The organism is Pseudomonas ulcerans, assembly GCF_036324125.1.
Lineage (GTDB): Bacteria > Pseudomonadota > Gammaproteobacteria > Pseudomonadales > Pseudomonadaceae > Aquipseudomonas > Aquipseudomonas ulcerans.
The window spans coordinates 16126-31361 of the sequence record NZ_JAZDQN010000002.1 but is presented as its reverse complement, the minus strand read 5'-3'; the positions used below and the strand labels follow the sequence as shown (position 1 = coordinate 31361).

The 15236-nt window shown below is 56.5% G+C and carries 26 protein-coding genes; all 26 read right to left on the bottom strand.

The window, feature by feature from the left end; genetic code table 11:
• Positions 1 to 13: 13 nt before the first annotated feature.
• Positions 14 to 1345 carry a preprotein translocase subunit SecY gene (secY, locus tag V0R59_RS02070; protein ID WP_330073293.1) on the bottom strand — a complete coding sequence of 444 codons (1332 nt, stop codon included), beginning with the start codon at positions 1343 to 1345 and terminating at the stop codon, positions 14 to 16.
• Positions 1346 to 1780: a 50S ribosomal protein L15 gene (gene rplO / locus V0R59_RS02065; protein ID WP_330073294.1), complete on the bottom strand. Its 435-nt coding sequence runs from the start codon at positions 1778 to 1780 to the stop codon at positions 1346 to 1348. It abuts the gene before it with no gap.
• Between the two features lie 3 nt (positions 1781 to 1783).
• Positions 1784 to 1960: a 50S ribosomal protein L30 gene (rpmD, locus tag V0R59_RS02060; RefSeq protein ID WP_010220317.1), complete on the bottom strand. Its 177-nt coding sequence runs from the start codon at positions 1958 to 1960 to the stop codon at positions 1784 to 1786.
• 2 nt (positions 1961 to 1962) lie between these two features.
• Entirely contained in the window at positions 1963 to 2463 is a 501-nt protein-coding gene (rpsE, locus tag V0R59_RS02055) for a 30S ribosomal protein S5 (protein ID WP_042123536.1), read from the bottom strand.
• Between the two features lie 3 nt (positions 2464 to 2466).
• Complete coding sequence (gene rplR / locus V0R59_RS02050) at positions 2467 to 2817, bottom strand: 50S ribosomal protein L18 (protein WP_042123534.1); 351 nt, start codon at positions 2815 to 2817, stop codon at positions 2467 to 2469.
• Positions 2818 to 2827: 10 nt separating this feature from the next.
• Positions 2828 to 3361 carry a 50S ribosomal protein L6 gene (rplF, locus tag V0R59_RS02045; RefSeq protein ID WP_042123531.1) on the bottom strand — a complete coding sequence of 178 codons (534 nt, stop codon included), beginning with the start codon at positions 3359 to 3361 and terminating at the stop codon, positions 2828 to 2830.
• A gap of 12 nt (positions 3362 to 3373) precedes the next feature.
• A complete protein-coding gene (gene rpsH / locus V0R59_RS02040; protein ID WP_330073295.1) occupies positions 3374 to 3766 on the bottom strand; it encodes a 30S ribosomal protein S8 in 393 nt (130 codons plus the stop codon).
• A 209-nt stretch (positions 3767 to 3975) separates the two neighbouring features.
• The gene (rpsN, locus tag V0R59_RS02035) at positions 3976 to 4281 is read right to left on the bottom strand and encodes a 30S ribosomal protein S14 (RefSeq protein WP_075805186.1); all 306 of its coding nucleotides are present in this window, start codon (positions 4279 to 4281) and stop codon (positions 3976 to 3978) included.
• A gap of 13 nt (positions 4282 to 4294) precedes the next feature.
• Positions 4295 to 4834: a 50S ribosomal protein L5 gene (gene rplE / locus V0R59_RS02030; RefSeq protein WP_009397500.1), complete on the bottom strand. Its 540-nt coding sequence runs from the start codon at positions 4832 to 4834 to the stop codon at positions 4295 to 4297.
• Positions 4835 to 4854: 20 nt separating this feature from the next.
• Entirely contained in the window at positions 4855 to 5169 is a 315-nt protein-coding gene (gene rplX / locus V0R59_RS02025) for a 50S ribosomal protein L24 (RefSeq protein WP_009397501.1), read from the bottom strand.
• An 11-nt stretch (positions 5170 to 5180) separates the two neighbouring features.
• The gene (gene rplN, locus V0R59_RS02020; protein ID WP_009397502.1) at positions 5181 to 5549 is read right to left on the bottom strand and encodes a 50S ribosomal protein L14; all 369 of its coding nucleotides are present in this window, start codon (positions 5547 to 5549) and stop codon (positions 5181 to 5183) included.
• Positions 5550 to 5572: 23 nt separating this feature from the next.
• Positions 5573 to 5839 carry a 30S ribosomal protein S17 gene (rpsQ, locus tag V0R59_RS02015; RefSeq protein WP_003255478.1) on the bottom strand — a complete coding sequence of 89 codons (267 nt, stop codon included), beginning with the start codon at positions 5837 to 5839 and terminating at the stop codon, positions 5573 to 5575.
• Positions 5840 to 5841: 2 nt separating this feature from the next.
• Positions 5842 to 6033, bottom strand: coding sequence for a 50S ribosomal protein L29 (rpmC, locus tag V0R59_RS02010; RefSeq protein ID WP_002555481.1), 192 nt, complete (start codon positions 6031 to 6033; stop codon positions 5842 to 5844).
• Positions 6033 to 6446, bottom strand: coding sequence for a 50S ribosomal protein L16 (gene rplP / locus V0R59_RS02005; protein ID WP_009397508.1), 414 nt, complete (start codon positions 6444 to 6446; stop codon positions 6033 to 6035). Before rplP ends, rpmC begins: the two co-directional genes overlap by 1 nt.
• Positions 6447 to 6458: 12 nt before the next feature.
• Positions 6459 to 7145, bottom strand: a complete 687-nt coding sequence (gene rpsC, locus V0R59_RS02000; protein ID WP_009397510.1) for a 30S ribosomal protein S3 — start codon at positions 7143 to 7145, stop codon at positions 6459 to 6461.
• 13 nt (positions 7146 to 7158) lie between these two features.
• Positions 7159 to 7491 carry a 50S ribosomal protein L22 gene (gene rplV / locus V0R59_RS01995; RefSeq protein WP_003103908.1) on the bottom strand — a complete coding sequence of 111 codons (333 nt, stop codon included), beginning with the start codon at positions 7489 to 7491 and terminating at the stop codon, positions 7159 to 7161.
• A gap of 11 nt (positions 7492 to 7502) precedes the next feature.
• Positions 7503 to 7778, bottom strand: coding sequence for a 30S ribosomal protein S19 (gene rpsS / locus V0R59_RS01990; RefSeq protein ID WP_002555486.1), 276 nt, complete (start codon positions 7776 to 7778; stop codon positions 7503 to 7505).
• A 16-nt stretch (positions 7779 to 7794) separates the two neighbouring features.
• On the bottom strand, positions 7795 to 8619 hold the full coding sequence (gene rplB, locus V0R59_RS01985; RefSeq protein WP_042123521.1) for a 50S ribosomal protein L2: 825 nt from the start codon (positions 8617 to 8619) through the stop codon (positions 7795 to 7797).
• A gap of 14 nt (positions 8620 to 8633) precedes the next feature.
• A complete protein-coding gene (gene rplW / locus V0R59_RS01980; protein ID WP_010220306.1) occupies positions 8634 to 8933 on the bottom strand; it encodes a 50S ribosomal protein L23 in 300 nt (99 codons plus the stop codon).
• Positions 8930 to 9532 carry a 50S ribosomal protein L4 gene (rplD, locus tag V0R59_RS01975; RefSeq protein WP_330073296.1) on the bottom strand — a complete coding sequence of 201 codons (603 nt, stop codon included), beginning with the start codon at positions 9530 to 9532 and terminating at the stop codon, positions 8930 to 8932. The genes rplW and rplD overlap by 4 nt, the downstream gene beginning before the upstream one ends.
• Positions 9533 to 9544: 12 nt before the next feature.
• Positions 9545 to 10180: a 50S ribosomal protein L3 gene (gene rplC / locus V0R59_RS01970; protein ID WP_330073297.1), complete on the bottom strand. Its 636-nt coding sequence runs from the start codon at positions 10178 to 10180 to the stop codon at positions 9545 to 9547.
• An 81-nt stretch (positions 10181 to 10261) separates the two neighbouring features.
• Complete coding sequence (gene rpsJ / locus V0R59_RS01965; protein ID WP_003186070.1) at positions 10262 to 10573, bottom strand: 30S ribosomal protein S10; 312 nt, start codon at positions 10571 to 10573, stop codon at positions 10262 to 10264.
• A gap of 141 nt (positions 10574 to 10714) precedes the next feature.
• A complete protein-coding gene (tuf, locus tag V0R59_RS01960; protein ID WP_330073298.1) occupies positions 10715 to 11908 on the bottom strand; it encodes an elongation factor Tu in 1194 nt (397 codons plus the stop codon).
• 30 nt (positions 11909 to 11938) lie between these two features.
• Positions 11939 to 14071 carry an elongation factor G gene (fusA, locus tag V0R59_RS01955; RefSeq protein WP_330073299.1) on the bottom strand — a complete coding sequence of 711 codons (2133 nt, stop codon included), beginning with the start codon at positions 14069 to 14071 and terminating at the stop codon, positions 11939 to 11941.
• A 30-nt stretch (positions 14072 to 14101) separates the two neighbouring features.
• Positions 14102 to 14572: a 30S ribosomal protein S7 gene (gene rpsG / locus V0R59_RS01950; RefSeq protein ID WP_009397350.1), complete on the bottom strand. Its 471-nt coding sequence runs from the start codon at positions 14570 to 14572 to the stop codon at positions 14102 to 14104.
• 114 nt (positions 14573 to 14686) lie between these two features.
• Positions 14687 to 15058 (bottom strand): 30S ribosomal protein S12, encoded by a 372-nt coding sequence (gene rpsL, locus V0R59_RS01945; RefSeq protein WP_003186084.1) that lies wholly within the window; start codon positions 15056 to 15058, stop codon positions 14687 to 14689.
• Between the last annotated feature and the right edge of the window lie 178 nt (positions 15059 to 15236).

Below are 15236 nucleotides of genomic sequence, written 5' to 3'. Positions count from 1 at the left end.
AACCTTAGGGGTTTCAGCGCAGCAGACTGCTGCCGCCATAGCCTTTCAGGTTGGCTTTCTTCATCAGGGATTCGTACTGGTGCGAAACGAGGTGCGATTGTACTTGGGACATAAAGTCCATCACAACCACTACCACAATCAGCAACGAGGTCCCGCCAAGGTAGAACGGAACGTTTGCAGCCACGACCAGGAACTGGGGCAGCAAGCAGACGGCCGTCATATAAAGAGCACCGAACATGGTCAGACGAGTCAGAACGCCATCAATGTAGCGCGCCGACTGCTCACCAGGACGGATACCCGGAATAAAGGCACCGGACTTCTTAAGGTTTTCCGCTACGTCCTTCGGATTGAACATCAGTGCGGTATAGAAGAAGCAGAAGAAAACGATCCCTGCACTAAACAGCAAAATGTTCAACGGCTGACCAGGAGCGATCGACTGCGCGACATCCTGCAACCAGCCCAAACCTTCGGACTGGCCGAACCAGGAACCCAGCGAAGCCGGAAACAGCAGAATGCTGCTTGCGAAAATGGCTGGAATAACACCAGCCATGTTCACTTTAAGCGGCAAGTGGCTCGTCTGCGCAGCGAAGACCTTGCGGCCCTGCTGACGCTTGGCGTAGTGAACGGCGATACGACGCTGACCACGCTCGATGAACACCACGAAGCCGATAATCGCTACTGCCAGCAGACCGATAGCGACCAGGGCGAAAATGTTGATATCACCCGTACGTGCAGACTCGAAAGACTGCCCGATTGCTCTCGGAAGACCGGCAACGATACCCGCGAAGATAAGCATCGAGATACCGTTGCCCACACCGCGCTCCGTGATCTGCTCGCCCAGCCACATCATGAACATTGCGCCAGCCACGAAAGTGGAAACCGCAACGAAATGGAAGCCGAAGCCTGCAGAAAACGCCACGCCCTGACCAGCCAGACCAATGGACATGCCAGTGGCCTGGACCAACGCCAGGATTACGGTGAGGTAGCGGGTGTACTGGCTGATCTTGCGACGGCCAGATTCACCTTCCTTCTTCAACTGCTCCAGTTGCGGGCTGACTGCACTCATGAGCTGCATGATGATCGATGCCGAAATGTACGGCATGATCCCCAGTGCAAATACGCTCATGCGCTCCAGCGCGCCACCGGAAAACATGTTGAACAAGCTAAGAATGGTCCCCTCATTCTGTCGAAACAGTTCCGCCAGCCGGTCCGGGTTAACACCTGGAACTGGGATATGCGCACCTATCCGATAGACGATGATCGCCATGAACAGAAAACGCAGACGAGCCCAAAGTTCAGACATCCCGCCTTTGCCGAGCGAAGAGAGAGCACCTTGCTTAGCCATTTATTCCTCGAACTTGCCGCCAGCTGCTTCGATAGCCGCACGCGCACCCTTGGTGGCTGCGATGCCCTTGATGGTGACCGCGCGAGTAACTTCGCCCGACAGCATGATTTTCACACGCTGTACGTTCTGGTTAATCACGTTGGCGTCCTTCAGGGACTGAACGGAGATCACGTCGCCTTCCACCTTGGCCAACTCGGACAGACGCACTTCGGCGCGGTCCATGGCTTTCAGGGAAACGAAGCCGAATTTCGGCAGACGACGGTGCAGCGGCTGTTGACCGCCTTCAAAGCCTGGAGCGATGGTGCCACCGGAGCGGGAGGTCTGACCTTTGTGACCGCGGCCACCAGTCTTGCCCAAACCGCTACCGATACCACGACCCGGACGATGCTTCTCGCGACGGGAACCCGGCGCTGGACTCAGATCATTGAGTTTCATCGATTAACCCTCGACGCGCAGCATGTAGTAAGCCTTGTTGATCATCCCGCGGTTCTCGGGAGTATCCAGGACTTCTACAGTGTGACCGATGCGACGCAGACCCAGGCCTTTAACACACAGCTTGTGGTTAGGCAGGCGGCCGGCGGTGCTTTTGATCAGCGTTACTTTAACGGTAGCCATGATCAGAGAATCTCCTCAACGCTCTTGCCGCGCTTGGCAGCAATGGATTCAGGAGATTGCATAGCCTTCAGACCCTTGAAGGTGGCGTGAACCACGTTGACAGGGTTGGTAGAGCCATAGCACTTGGCCAGGACGTTCTGAACGCCAGCAACTTCCAGGACGGCACGCATTGCGCCACCGGCGATGATACCGGTACCTTCGGAAGCAGGCTGCATGTAGACCTTCGACGCGCCATGGGCGGACTTGGTGGCGTACTGCAGAGTAGTGCCGTCCAGGTCAACCTGAATCATGTTGCGGCGAGCGGCTTCCATGGCTTTCTGGATCGCAGCTGGTACTTCGCGCGACTTGCCACGGCCGAAGCCGACACGGCCCTTGCCATCACCTACCACGGTCAGCGCGGTGAAGGTGAAGATACGGCCGCCTTTTACGGTCTTGGCAACGCGGTTAACCTGAACCAGCTTCTCGATGTAGCCTTCGTCGCGCTTTTGATCGTTATTTGCCATAACTTAGAACTCCAGCCCGCCTTCACGAGCAGCATCAGCCAGCGCTTTCACGCGGCCATGGTACTTGAAGCCGGAACGGTCAAAGGCAACTTGAGATACACCGGCGGCTTTCGCACGCTCAGCTACCAGCTTGCCAACCTTAGTGGCCGCGTCGATGTTGCCGGTGGCGCCATCACGCAGTTCTTTGTCCAAAGTCGAGGCGCTGGCCAGGACTTTGCTGCCGTCGGCCGAGATGACCTGGGCGTAGATGTGCTGCGAGGAGCGGAACACGCACAGACGCACGACTTCGAGATCGTGCATTTTCAGGCGTGCTTTGCGAGCGCGACGCAGACGAGTAACTTTTTTGTCGGTCATTTGCTATGCCCTACTTCTTCTTGGCTTCTTTACGACGGACTACTTCGTCCGCGTAACGCACACCCTTGCCTTTGTACGGCTCTGGCGGACGGAAGTCGCGGATTTCAGCGGCCACCTGACCTACCAGCTGCTTGTCGATACCCTTGATCAGGATGTCGGTCTGGCTAGGAGTCTCAGCGGTGATACCGGCTGGCAGTTCGTAATCCACTGGATGCGAGAAGCCGAGCGCCAGGTTCAGCACGTTGCCTTTGGCTTGTGCTTTGTAACCAACACCGACCAGCTGGAGCTTGCGCTCGAAGCCTTGGCTTACGCCCTGGACCATGTTGTTTACCAGGGCACGGGTGGTACCGGCCATAGCGCGGGTTTGTTGATCGCCGTTGCGAGCAGCGAAACGCAGCTCACCAGCTTCTTCAACAACTTCTACAGACGAGTGAACGTTCAGTTCGAGAGTGCCCTTGGCACCCTTCACCGAAAGCTGTTGACCGGCGAATTTGACTTCGACACCGGCTGGCAGCTTAACGGGGTTCTTAGCGACGCGAGACATGCTTATCCCCCCTTAGAACACTGTGCAGAGAACTTCGCCGCCAACACCGGCAGCACGCGCAGCACGATCAGTCATCACACCCTTGTTGGTGGAGACGATAGACACGCCCAGACCGCCACGTACTTTCGGCAGTTCTTCGACGGACTTGTACTGGCGCAGACCAGGACGGCTTACGCGCTTGACTTCCTCGATGACCGGACGGCCTTCGAAGTATTTCAGCTCGATGGAGAGCGATGGCTTGGCATCGGCGGTTACCTGGTAACCAGCGATGTAACCTTCGTCCTTCAGAACTTTGGCGACCGCAACCTTCAGAGTCGACGAAGGCATGCTTACGACGGACTTTTCAGCCATCTGGGCATTACGGATGCGAGTTAGCATGTCCGCTAACGGGTCCTGCATACTCATGGGCTAGACGCTCCTGATACACAAATAATTTAGCCTTTCGGCTACTACTCTCACCTGCACGGCCGAGCAAAAAACCCGGGCTCAGGTGAGCCGGTCATTCTAGACACATCCCTGAAACGAAACAAGCCCCAAAAGGGGCTTGTTTCGTTGCAAGATCACCGGTGGTCGGAGGTATCGCTCCCCCGCCACCAGGATGCTGCCGGTACGTCTTACCAGCTGGCCTTGACCAGACCTGGGACGTCACCGCGCATTGCTGCTTCACGCAGCTTGTTACGGCCGAGGCCGAACTTGCGGTAAACGCCGTGTGGACGACCGGTGAGGCGGCAACGGTTACGCAGGCGCGAGGCGCTGGCGTCACGTGGTTGCTTCTGCAGAGCGACAACAGCAGCAAAACGCTCTTCTGGACTTGCGTTCAGATCAACGATGGTTGCTTTGAGCTCAGCACGCTTCTTGGCGTATTTAGCGACCGTAAGCTGACGCTTCAGCTCGCGGTTTTTCATGCTCTTCTTGGCCATTTTCCTACTCCAATCAGTTGCGGAACGGGAATTTGAAAGCACGCAGCAGGGCGCGACCTTCGTCATCCGTACGAGCAGTGGTGGTCAGGGTAATGTCCAGACCGCGGAGAGCATCGATCTTGTCGTAGTCGATTTCCGGGAAGATGATCTGCTCTTTCACGCCCATGCTGTAGTTGCCACGGCCATCGAAGGACTTGGCATTCAGGCCGCGGAAGTCGCGAACCCGAGGCAGGGAGATCGCCAGCAGGCGGTCCAGGAACTCGTACATACGGTCACGGCGCAGGGTGACTTTGACGCCGATCGGCCAGCCTTCGCGGACTTTGAAGCCAGCGATGGATTTCCGGGCGAAGGTCACAACAGCTTTCTGGCCGGTGATCTTTTCCAGGTCGGCAACAGCGTGCTCGATGACTTTCTTGTCGCCGATCGCTTCGCCCAGACCCATGTTCAGGGTGATCTTGGTAACGCGCGGAACTTCCATCACGTTCGCCAGCTTAAGTTCTTCCTTAAGCTTGGGAGCGATTTCCTTCCGATAAATCTCTTTCAGTCGTGCCATGGTCTTCTACCTAGCAGTGTTCAAGCATCAACCGCTTTTTGGGTCGACTTGAAGACACGAATTTTTTTGCCGTCTTCTACTTTGAAACCAACGCGGTCAGCCTTGTTGGTTTCGCCGTTGAAAATGGCGACGTTGGAAGCGTGCAGTGGCGCTTCTTTCTCGACGATACCGCCTTGTACGCCCGACATCGGGTTAGGCTTGGTATGACGCTTCACCAGGTTGATCCCACCAACGACCAGACGGTCGTCAGCGAGAACCTTCAGCACCTTACCGCGCTTACCTTTGTCTTTGCCGGCGATCACGATGATCTCGTCGTCACGACGAATCTTTTGCATGTCGGATCTCCTTACAGCACTTCTGGGGCGAGCGAGACGATCTTCATGAACTTCTCGGAACGAAGTTCACGGGTCACTGGCCCAAAGATACGGGTGCCGATCGGCTCTTGCTTGTTGTTCAGCAGAACAGCAGCGTTGCCATCAAAGCGGATGATGGAGCCGTCAGCACGACGGACGCCATGGCGGGTACGGACCACGACAGCGGTCATTACCTGGCCTTTCTTCACCTTACCGCGAGGAATTGCTTCCTTGACGGTTACCTTGATGATGTCACCGATAGCGGCGTAACGACGGTGCGAACCGCCGAGAACCTTGATGCACATGACGCGACGAGCGCCGCTGTTATCGGCCACATCGAGCATGGATTGAGTCTGAATCATAAAATATCTCCGACCCTTAGCCCTTAGACTTCAACAGCGCGTTCGAGAACTTCAACCAGTGCCCAGGACTTGGTCTTGGCCAGCGGACGGGTTTCACGAATGGAAACCTTGTCGCCGATCTTGCACTGGTTGGCTTCGTCGTGCGCGTGCAGCTTAGTCGAACGCTTAACGTATTTACCGTAGATCGGGTGCTTTACGCGACGCTCGATCAGAACGGTGATGGTCTTGTCCATCTTGTCGCTGACGACACGGCCAGTCAGCGTACGGACGGTTTTTTCAGCTTCAGCCATGATCACTTACCTGCCTGCTGGTTGAGCACAGTTTTCACGCGAGCGATGTCACGCTTAACTTGCGAGAGCAGGTGCGACTGCCCCAACTGGCCAGTTGCTTTCTGCATACGCAGATTGAACTGGTCGCGCAGCAGGCCGAGCAGTTGCTCGTTCAGCTGCTGTGCTGATTTTTCACGAAGTTCATTCGCTTTCATCACATCACCGTCCGCTTAACAAAGGAGGTGGCGAGAGGCAGCTTTGCAGCAGCCAGGGCGAAAGCCTCACGCGCCAGCTCTTCAGAAACACCCTCGATCTCGTACAGGACTTTGCCTGGCTGGATCTGGGCAACCCAGTACTCAACGGAACCTTTACCTTTACCCATCCGCACTTCGAGAGGCTTCTTGGTAACCGGCTTGTCCGGGAATACACGGATCCAGATTTTACCGCCACGTTTTACGTGACGGGTCAGCGCACGACGCGCGGACTCGATCTGGCGGGCGGTGAGACGACCGCGGGCAACAGCTTTCAGGGCGAACTCGCCGAAGCTGACCTTGCTACCGCGCAGTGCCAGACCACGGTTGTGGCCAGTCATCTGCTTGCGGAATTTTGTACGCTTTGGTTGCAACATTTGGCGTACCCCTTACTTAGCAGCTTTTTTACGAGGCGCTGGTGCTTGTGGTTTCAGTTCTTCTTGGCGACCACCAATAACTTCGCCTTTGAAGATCCAAACCTTGACACCGATCACACCGTAGGTGGTGTGAGCTTCGTAGGTGGCATAGTCGATATCGGCACGCAGGGTGTGCAGTGGCACACGACCTTCGCGATACCATTCAGTACGTGCGATTTCAGCACCGCCGAGACGACCGCTCACTTGGATCTTGATGCCTTTGGCACCAATGCGCATGGCGTTCTGTACGGCGCGCTTCATGGCGCGACGGAACATAACGCGGCGCTCCAGCTGCTGAGCTACGCTCTGAGCAACCAGCATACCGTCGAGCTCCGGCTTGCGGATCTCTTCGATATTGATGTGCACAGGCACACCCATTTGCTTGGTCAGGTCCTGACGCAGTTTTTCAACATCTTCACCTTTCTTCCCGATAACGATACCTGGACGAGCGGTGTGGATGGTGATGCGTGCAGTTTGAGCCGGACGATGGATATCGATACGGCTAACGGACGCGCTTTTTAGTTTGTCTTGGAGGTACTCACGCGTTTTCAGATCCTTCAACAGGTAATCTGCGTAAGTAGCACCGTCTGCATACCAGACGGAGGTGTGCTCCTTGACGATTCCCAGGCGAATGCCAGTGGGATGTACTTTCTGACCCATCTGATCGACTCCGTTACTTGTCCGCAACCTTGACAGTGATATGGCAAGACCGCTTGACGATGCGATCAGCGCGGCCTTTGGCACGCGGCATGATGCGCTTCAGCGAACGCCCTTCGTTGACGAAAACGGTGGAGACCTTCAGGTCATCAACGTCTGCGCCTTCGTTATGCTCGGCGTTGGCTACGGCCGACTCGAGGACTTTCTTCATGATTTCAGCAGCTTTCTTGCTGCTGAAAGCCAACAGGTTGAGCGCTTCGCCCACCTTCTTCCCGCGGATCTGGTCGGCGACCAAGCGGGCTTTCTGGGCGGAGATGCGAGCGCCCGACAACTTAGCGGCTACTTCCATTTCCTTACCCCTTAACGCTTGGCTTTCTTGTCAGCCACGTGCCCGCGGTAGGTGCGGGTACCGGCAAACTCGCCCAGTTTATGGCCGACCATGTCTTCGTTCACCAGAACTGGGACGTGTTGACGACCGTTGTGTACGGCGATGGTCAGACCGACCATTTGTGGCAGGATCATCGAACGGCGCGACCAGGTTTTAACTGGTTTGCGATCGTTCTTTTCCGCCGCCACCTCGATCTTCTTCAGAAGGTGAAGATCGATAAAAGGACCTTTTTTCAGAGAACGTGGCACTGTCGTATCCCTCTAGTTACTTGCGACGACGGACGATCATGTTGTCGGTACGCTTATTACCACGGGTCTTCGCACCCTTGGTCGGGAAGCCCCATGGCGATACCGGATGACGACCACCGGAGGTACGACCTTCACCACCACCATGTGGGTGGTCAACCGGGTTCATGGCAACACCACGAACGGTTGGGCGAACGCCGCGCCAGCGTTTGGCACCAGCTTTACCCAGCGAACGCAGGCTGTGCTCGGAGTTCGAGACTTCGCCCAGGGTCGCACGGCACTCAGCCAGGACTTTACGCATTTCACCAGAGCGCAGACGCAGGGTCACATAGACACCTTCGCGAGCGATCAGCTGAGCCGAAGCACCAGCGGAACGAGCGATCTGTGCACCTTTACCCGGCTTCAGTTCGATGCCGTGAACGGTGCTACCCACTGGGATGTTGCGCAGTTGCAGGGAGTTGCCTGGCTTGATTGGAGCCAGAGCGCCTGCGATCAGCTGGTCGCCAGCACTCACGCCTTTAGGGGCGATGATGTAGCGGCGCTCGCCGTCTGCGTAGCACAGCAGTGCGATGTGAGCAGTACGGTTCGGGTCGTATTCGATACGCTCGACAGTGGCGGCGATGCCGTCCTTGTCGTTGCGACGGAAGTCGACCAGACGGTAATGCTGCTTATGACCACCACCAACGTGACGAGTGGTGATGCGGCCATTGTTGTTACGACCACCAGACTTCGATTTTTTCTCGATCAGCGGTGCGTGAGGAGCGCCTTTGTGCAGCTCCTGGTTGACCACCTTGACCACAAAACGGCGGCCAGGGGAAGTCGGTTTGCATTTAACGATTGCCATGATGCACCCCTTCCTTACTCAGCACTGCTGCTGAAATCGAGATCTTGGCCTGGCTGAAGCGAAACGATCGCTTTCTTCCAGTCATTACGCTTGCCCAGACCACGTGCGGTACGCTTGGTTTTACCCAGAACGTTAACGGTCGACACGTTTTCGACTTTTACGCCGAACAGGCCTTCGACAGCTTTCTTGATTTCCAGCTTGGTTGCATCGGTAGCAACCTTGAATACGAACTGGCCTTTCTTCTCAGCCAGAACGGTAGCCTTCTCGGAAACGTGCGGGCCAAGGAGGACTTTGAATACGCGTTCCTGGTTCATCCCAGCAGCTCCTCGAATTTCTTCACGGCCGAGACAGTGACCAGCACTTTCTCGTATGCGATCAGACTGACCGGATCGGTACCCTGGACGTCACGTACGTCAACGTGCGGCAGGTTGCGAGCAGCCAGGTACAGGTTCTGATCAACAGCATCCGAAACGATCAGAACGTCGTTCAGACCCATGCCGTTCAGCTTGTTCAGCAGATCTTTGGTTTTTGGCGCTTCGACAGCGAAGTCCTGAACCACGACCAGACGGTCGCTACGCACCAGCTCGGAGAGGATCGAACGCAGTGCTGCGCGATACATCTTCTTGTTGAGCTTCTGCGAGTGATCTTGAGGACGAGCTGCGAAGGTTACACCACCGCCACGCCAGATCGGACCACGAGTGGTACCGGCACGAGCACGGCCAGTACCCTTCTGACGCCATGGGCGCTTACCGCCACCAGCCACGTCGGAACGGGTCTTTTGCTGCTTGGTGCCCTGACGGCCGCCGGCCATGTAGGCCACGACTGCTTGGTGTACCAGCGTCTCGTTGAATTCGCCACCGAAGGTCAGTTCAGAAACTTCGATCGCCTGAGCGTCATTTACATTAAGTTGCATGTCAGTTTCCCCTTACCCGCGAGCCTTGACAGCCGGACGCACAACAACATCGCCGCCAGTAGCGCCAGGAACGGCACCCTTGACCAGCAACAGATTGCGTTCAGCGTCGACACGCACTACTTCCAGGGACTGAACGGTCACGCGCTCGGCGCCCATGTGACCGGACATTTTCTTGCCCTTGAATACACGACCAGGAGTCTGGCACTGGCCGATAGAGCCCGGGACGCGGTGGGAAACGGAGTTACCGTGGGTGTTGTCTTGACCGCGGAAGTTCCAGCGCTTGATGGTACCGGCAAAGCCTTTACCTTTGGACTGACCGGTAACGTCTACCAGTTGGCCCGCAGCGAAGAGTTCAGCATTGATCAAGTCGCCAGCCTGGTACTCGCCTTCTTCAAGGCGGAACTCCCAGACACCGCGACCAGCGGCAACGTTCGCTTTGGCGAAGTGACCTGCCTGAGCGGCAGTCACGCGCGAAGCACGACGCTCACCAACAGTGACTTGCACTGCACGGTAGCCATCGGTTTCTTCAGATTTGAACTGGGTGACACGATTCGGCTCGATCTCAATGACCGTGACCGGAATGGAGACACCTTCTTCGGTGAAAATGCGGGTCATACCGCACTTACGACCGATTACACCAATAGTCATGTTGTAAACCTCATGAGTGTACGGGGCTTTCACCCGCTATGGCCGCCCATTTCAGAGCGTTACACGACCAAGACCCGAGTCTTAGCCGAGGCTGATCTGCACTTCCACACCTGCCGCAAGATCGAGCTTCATAAGAGCGTCAACGGTTTTATCCGTTGGCTGGACGATGTCCAGAACGCGCTTGTGAGTACGGATCTCGTACTGGTCACGCGCGTCTTTGTTGACGTGCGGGGAGACCAGAACGGTGAACCGCTCTTTGCGAGTAGGCAGTGGAATTGGACCACGCACCTGAGCACCAGTACGTTTCGCGGTTTCCACGATTTCCTGGGTAGATTGGTCGATCAGGCGATGGTCGAATGCCTTCAACCTGATACGGATTTGCTGATTTTGCATTGGATTTCAGACTCCAGGCTGCTATTCCCACCGGGCGCACTACGCCCGTTAAAAGGAGGCGTGATTCTATAGACGCCCCTATTGGGTGTCAACCCAATAAAAAAGCCCCCGCTGAGCGGGGGCTTTTTCAACCGATCGAGATTACTCGATGATTTTGGCTACGACGCCGGCGCCGACGGTACGACCGCCTTCACGAATGGCGAAACGCAGACCTTCTTCCATCGCGATGGTTTTGATCAGGGTAACAGTCATCTGAATGTTATCGCCTGGCATAACCATTTCCACGCCTTCCGGCAGTTCGCAGTTACCGGTCACGTCAGTGGTACGGAAGTAGAACTGTGGACGGTAGCCTTTGAAGAACGGAGTGTGACGACCGCCTTCTTCCTTGCTCAGAACGTAGACTTCTGCGGTGAACTTGGTGTGCGGCTTGACCGAACCTGGCTTGGCCAGAACCTGACCACGCTCAACGTCGTCACGCTTGGTGCCACGCAGCAGAACGCCGCAGTTCTCGCCAGCACGGCCTTCGTCCAGCAGCTTGCGGAACATCTCAACGCCGGTGCAGGTGGTCTTGGTGGTGTCACGCAGACCAACGATCTCGACTTCTTCCTGGATGCGGACGATGCCACGCTCAACGCGACCAGTAACAACGGTACCACGGCCGGAGATCGAGAACACGTCTTCGATTGGCATCAGGAACGGCTTGTCGATAGCACGCTCTGGCTCTGGGATGTAGGTATCCAGAGTTTCAACCAGTTTCTTGACAGCGCTGGTACCCAGCTCGTTGTCGTCCTGGCCGTTCAGAGCCATCAGCGCCGAACCGATGATGATCGGGGTGTCGTCGCCTGGGAAGTCGTAGGTGCTCAGCAGGTCGCGAACTTCCATCTCGACCAGTTCCAGCAGCTCAGCGTCGTCAACCATGTCAGCCTTGTTCAGGAAGACAACGATGTACGGTACGCCTACCTGACGGGACAGCAGGATGTGCTCACGGGTTTGTGGCATCGGACCATCGGCGGCCGAGCAAACCAGGATCGCGCCGTCCATCTGGGCAGCACCGGTGATCATGTTCTTGACGTAGTCGGCGTGGCCTGGGCAGTCAACGTGCGCGTAGTGACGTACGTTCGAGTCGTACTCCACGTGAGCGGTGTTGATGGTGATACCACGAGCCTTCTCTTCTGGAGCCGAGTCGATCTTGTCGAAAGCAACGACGGCGGAACCGAAGACTTCCGAGCAAACGCGAGTCAGAGCTGCGGTCAGAGTGGTTTTACCGTGGTCAACGTGACCGATGGTGCCAACGTTGACGTGCGGTTTGTTACGTTCGAATTTTTCTTTAGCCACGACAGTGAACCTCTTGCCTAAAGGGCTGGATTAGCCTTGTTTTTTAACGAGTGCTTCGACGATGTTCGACGGAGCTTCGGAGTACTTGGAGAATTCCATGGAGTAGCTTGCGCGACCCTGAGACATGGAACGGACGTCGGTTGCATAACCGAACATCTCTCCCAGCGGAACTTCAGCACGGATAACCTTGCCGGAAACCGAGTCTTCCATACCCTGGATCAGACCACGACGACGGTTCAGGTCACCCATCACGTCACCCATGTAGTCTTCTGGGGTTACCACTTCAACCTTCATGATCGGCTCAAGCACAACACCGCCACCCTTCTGGGCCAGCTGCTTGGTCGCCATGGAGGCCGCCACCTTGAACGCCATCTCGTTGGAGTCGACGTCGTGGTAGGAACCATCAAACACGGTTGCCTTCAGGCCGATCAGCGGATAGCCGGCGACAACGCCGTTCTTCATCTGCTCTTCGATACCTTTCTGGATCGCCGGGATGTATTCCTTAGGAACCACACCACCTACAACCTCGTTGACGAACTCCAGGCCTTCGGTGATGTTGCCCTTCTCGTCCACAGCAGGCTGCGAGAAGCGGATCCAGCAATGGCCGAACTGACCGCGACCACCGGACTGACGAACGAACTTGCCTTCGATCTCGACGTTGTCCTTGGTGATCTTCTCGCGGTAAGAAACCTGCGGCTTGCCGATGTTGGCCTCGACGTTGAACTCGCGCTTCATGCGGTCAACGAGGATGTCCAGGTGCAGCTCACCCATACCGGAGATGATGGTCTGACCGGTTTCTTCATCGGTCTTGACACGGAACGACGGGTCTTCCTGAGCCAGCTTGCCCAGAGCGATACCCATCTTCTCCTGGTCCTGCTTGGTTTTCGGCTCTACGGCAACCGAAATCACAGGCTCAGGGAAGTCCATGCGCTCGAGGATGACAGGCTTGTCTGCGTCACACAGGGTGTCACCAGTGGTGACGTCCTTCATGCCGATCAGAGCCGCGATGTCGCCCGCGCGAACTTCTTTGATCTCTTCACGCTGGTTGGCGTGCATCTGCACCATACGACCAACGCGCTCTTTCTTGCCCTTGACCGAGTTGATCACGGAGTCGCCCGAGCTCAGGAAGCCCGAGTAGACGCGAACGAAGGTCAGGGTACCAACGAACGGGTCGGTGGCAATCTTGAACGCCAGAGCCGAGAACGGCTCGTCGTCGCTTGCGTGACGCTCGATTTTCGCTGCGTTTTCGTCTTCGACGTTGTCCGGGTGGATGCCCTGGATTGCAGGAATCTCGGTCGGAGCAGGCAGGTAGTCGATAACGGCATCGAGAACCAGAGGAACGCCCTTGTTCTTGAAGGACGAACCGCAGACAGCCGGAACGATCTCGCTAGCCAGGGTGCGCGCACGCAGGCCGGCCTTGATCTCTTCGACGGTCAGCTCACCTTCTTCAAGGTACTTGTTCATCAGTTCTTCGTTGGCTTCTGCAGCGGCTTCGACCATGTTGGCGCGCCATTCTTCAGCCAGCTCGAGCATATCGGCAGGAATTTCTTCCTCGCGATAGGTGGTGCCCTTGTCGTCGTCGTTCCAGTAGATCGCCTTCATCTTGATGAGGTCGACCTGGCCCTGGAAGTTCTCTTCCGAACCGATAGCCAGCTGAACCGGGACCGGGGTATGACCCAGGCGGTTCTTGATCTGACCAACGACACGCAGGAAGTTGGCGCCGGCACGGTCCATCTTGTTCACGTAGACAACACGTGGAACACCGTATTTGTTGGCCTGACGCCATACGGTTTCGGACTGAGGCTCGACACCGGAGGTGCCGCAGAAAACAACGACCGCGCCGTCGAGTACACGCAGCGAACGCTCTACTTCAATGGTGAAGTCAACGTGGCCGGGGGTATCGATGACGTTTACGCGGTAGTTGTCGTACTGACCACGGGAACCCTTCCAGAAGGTGGTAACGGCAGCGGAGGTAATGGTGATACCCCGCTCCTGCTCCTGCACCATCCAGTCGGTGGTCGCGGCGCCGTCGTGCACCTCGCCCATCTTGTGGCTCAGACCTGTGTAGAACAGGATCCGCTCGGTAGTGGTAGTCTTGCCCGCGTCAACGTGAGCACAGATACCGATGTTACGGTAGCGGTTAATTGCTGTAGTACGAGCCATAAAGCCCTCGCAAAAAGATTGATGCTTGAATTAGAAGCGATAGTGCGAGAAAGCCTTGTTGGCTTCAGCCATACGGTGCACGTCTTCACGCTTCTTGACTGCAGCACCTTTGCCTTCAGCGGCATCCAGCAGCTCGCCAGCCAGGCGCAGCGCCATGGACTTCTCGCCGCGCTTGCGGGCGAAGTCTACCAGCCAGCGCATTGCCAGCGCGTTACGACGGGATGGACGAACTTCAACAGGGACCTGGTAAGTAGCACCGCCAACACGGCGCGACTTTACTTCGACCAGCGGAGCGATGGCGTCGAGAGCTTTCTCGAAGATTTCCAGGGGATCGCTGTTCTTGCGTGCTTTGACGGTATCCAGGGCACCGTAAACGATGCGCTCGGCTACGGCCTTCTTGCCGCTTTCCATCACGTGGTTCATGAACTTGGCGAGGATCTGGCTTCCGTATTTCGGATCGTCCAGGATCTCACGCTTGGCTGCTACACGACGTCTTGGCATTGATAAGCCCTCAAACGGTCTTCAGGTTAGCCCGGGACATCCAACTCATGGAGTTCACGCCCGACCTTACTCTTATCGACTCAATAAAATGAATGAACTGCTGCAAACGACCGATTACTTCGGACGCTTGGTACCGTACTTCGAACGACCCTGGTTACGGCCTTTGACGCCGGAGGTATCCAGAGAGCCGCGAACGGTGTGGTAACGAACACCTGGCAAGTCTTTTACACGGCCGCCACGGATCAGGACGACGCTGTGCTCTTGCAGGTTGTGGCCTTCACCACCGATGTACGAGGAAACCTCGAAACCGTTGGTCAGACGCACACGGCACACTTTACGCAGTGCCGAGTTAGGTTTTTTCGGCGTGGTGGTGTACACGCGGGTGCACACGCCACGACGTTGCGGGCAGTTCTGCAGCGCAGGAACGTCGGATTTCTCGACGATACGCTTACGCGGCTGACGTACCAGCTGGTTGATAGTTGCCATCTACTAGCTCCACTGATTGTCTTGCGACGCTATTGTCTTGCAAGAAAAGCAAAAATTGGCAGGACGGAGCCCTACCAAATTTAGGGGTACAAGAGTCTAAAGAGGATCTTGTACGCAGTCAAGACGAAGCCCCGGCTCGCCCTCCCCGGTCATCGGCGACAAATCATGTCGCCGAATT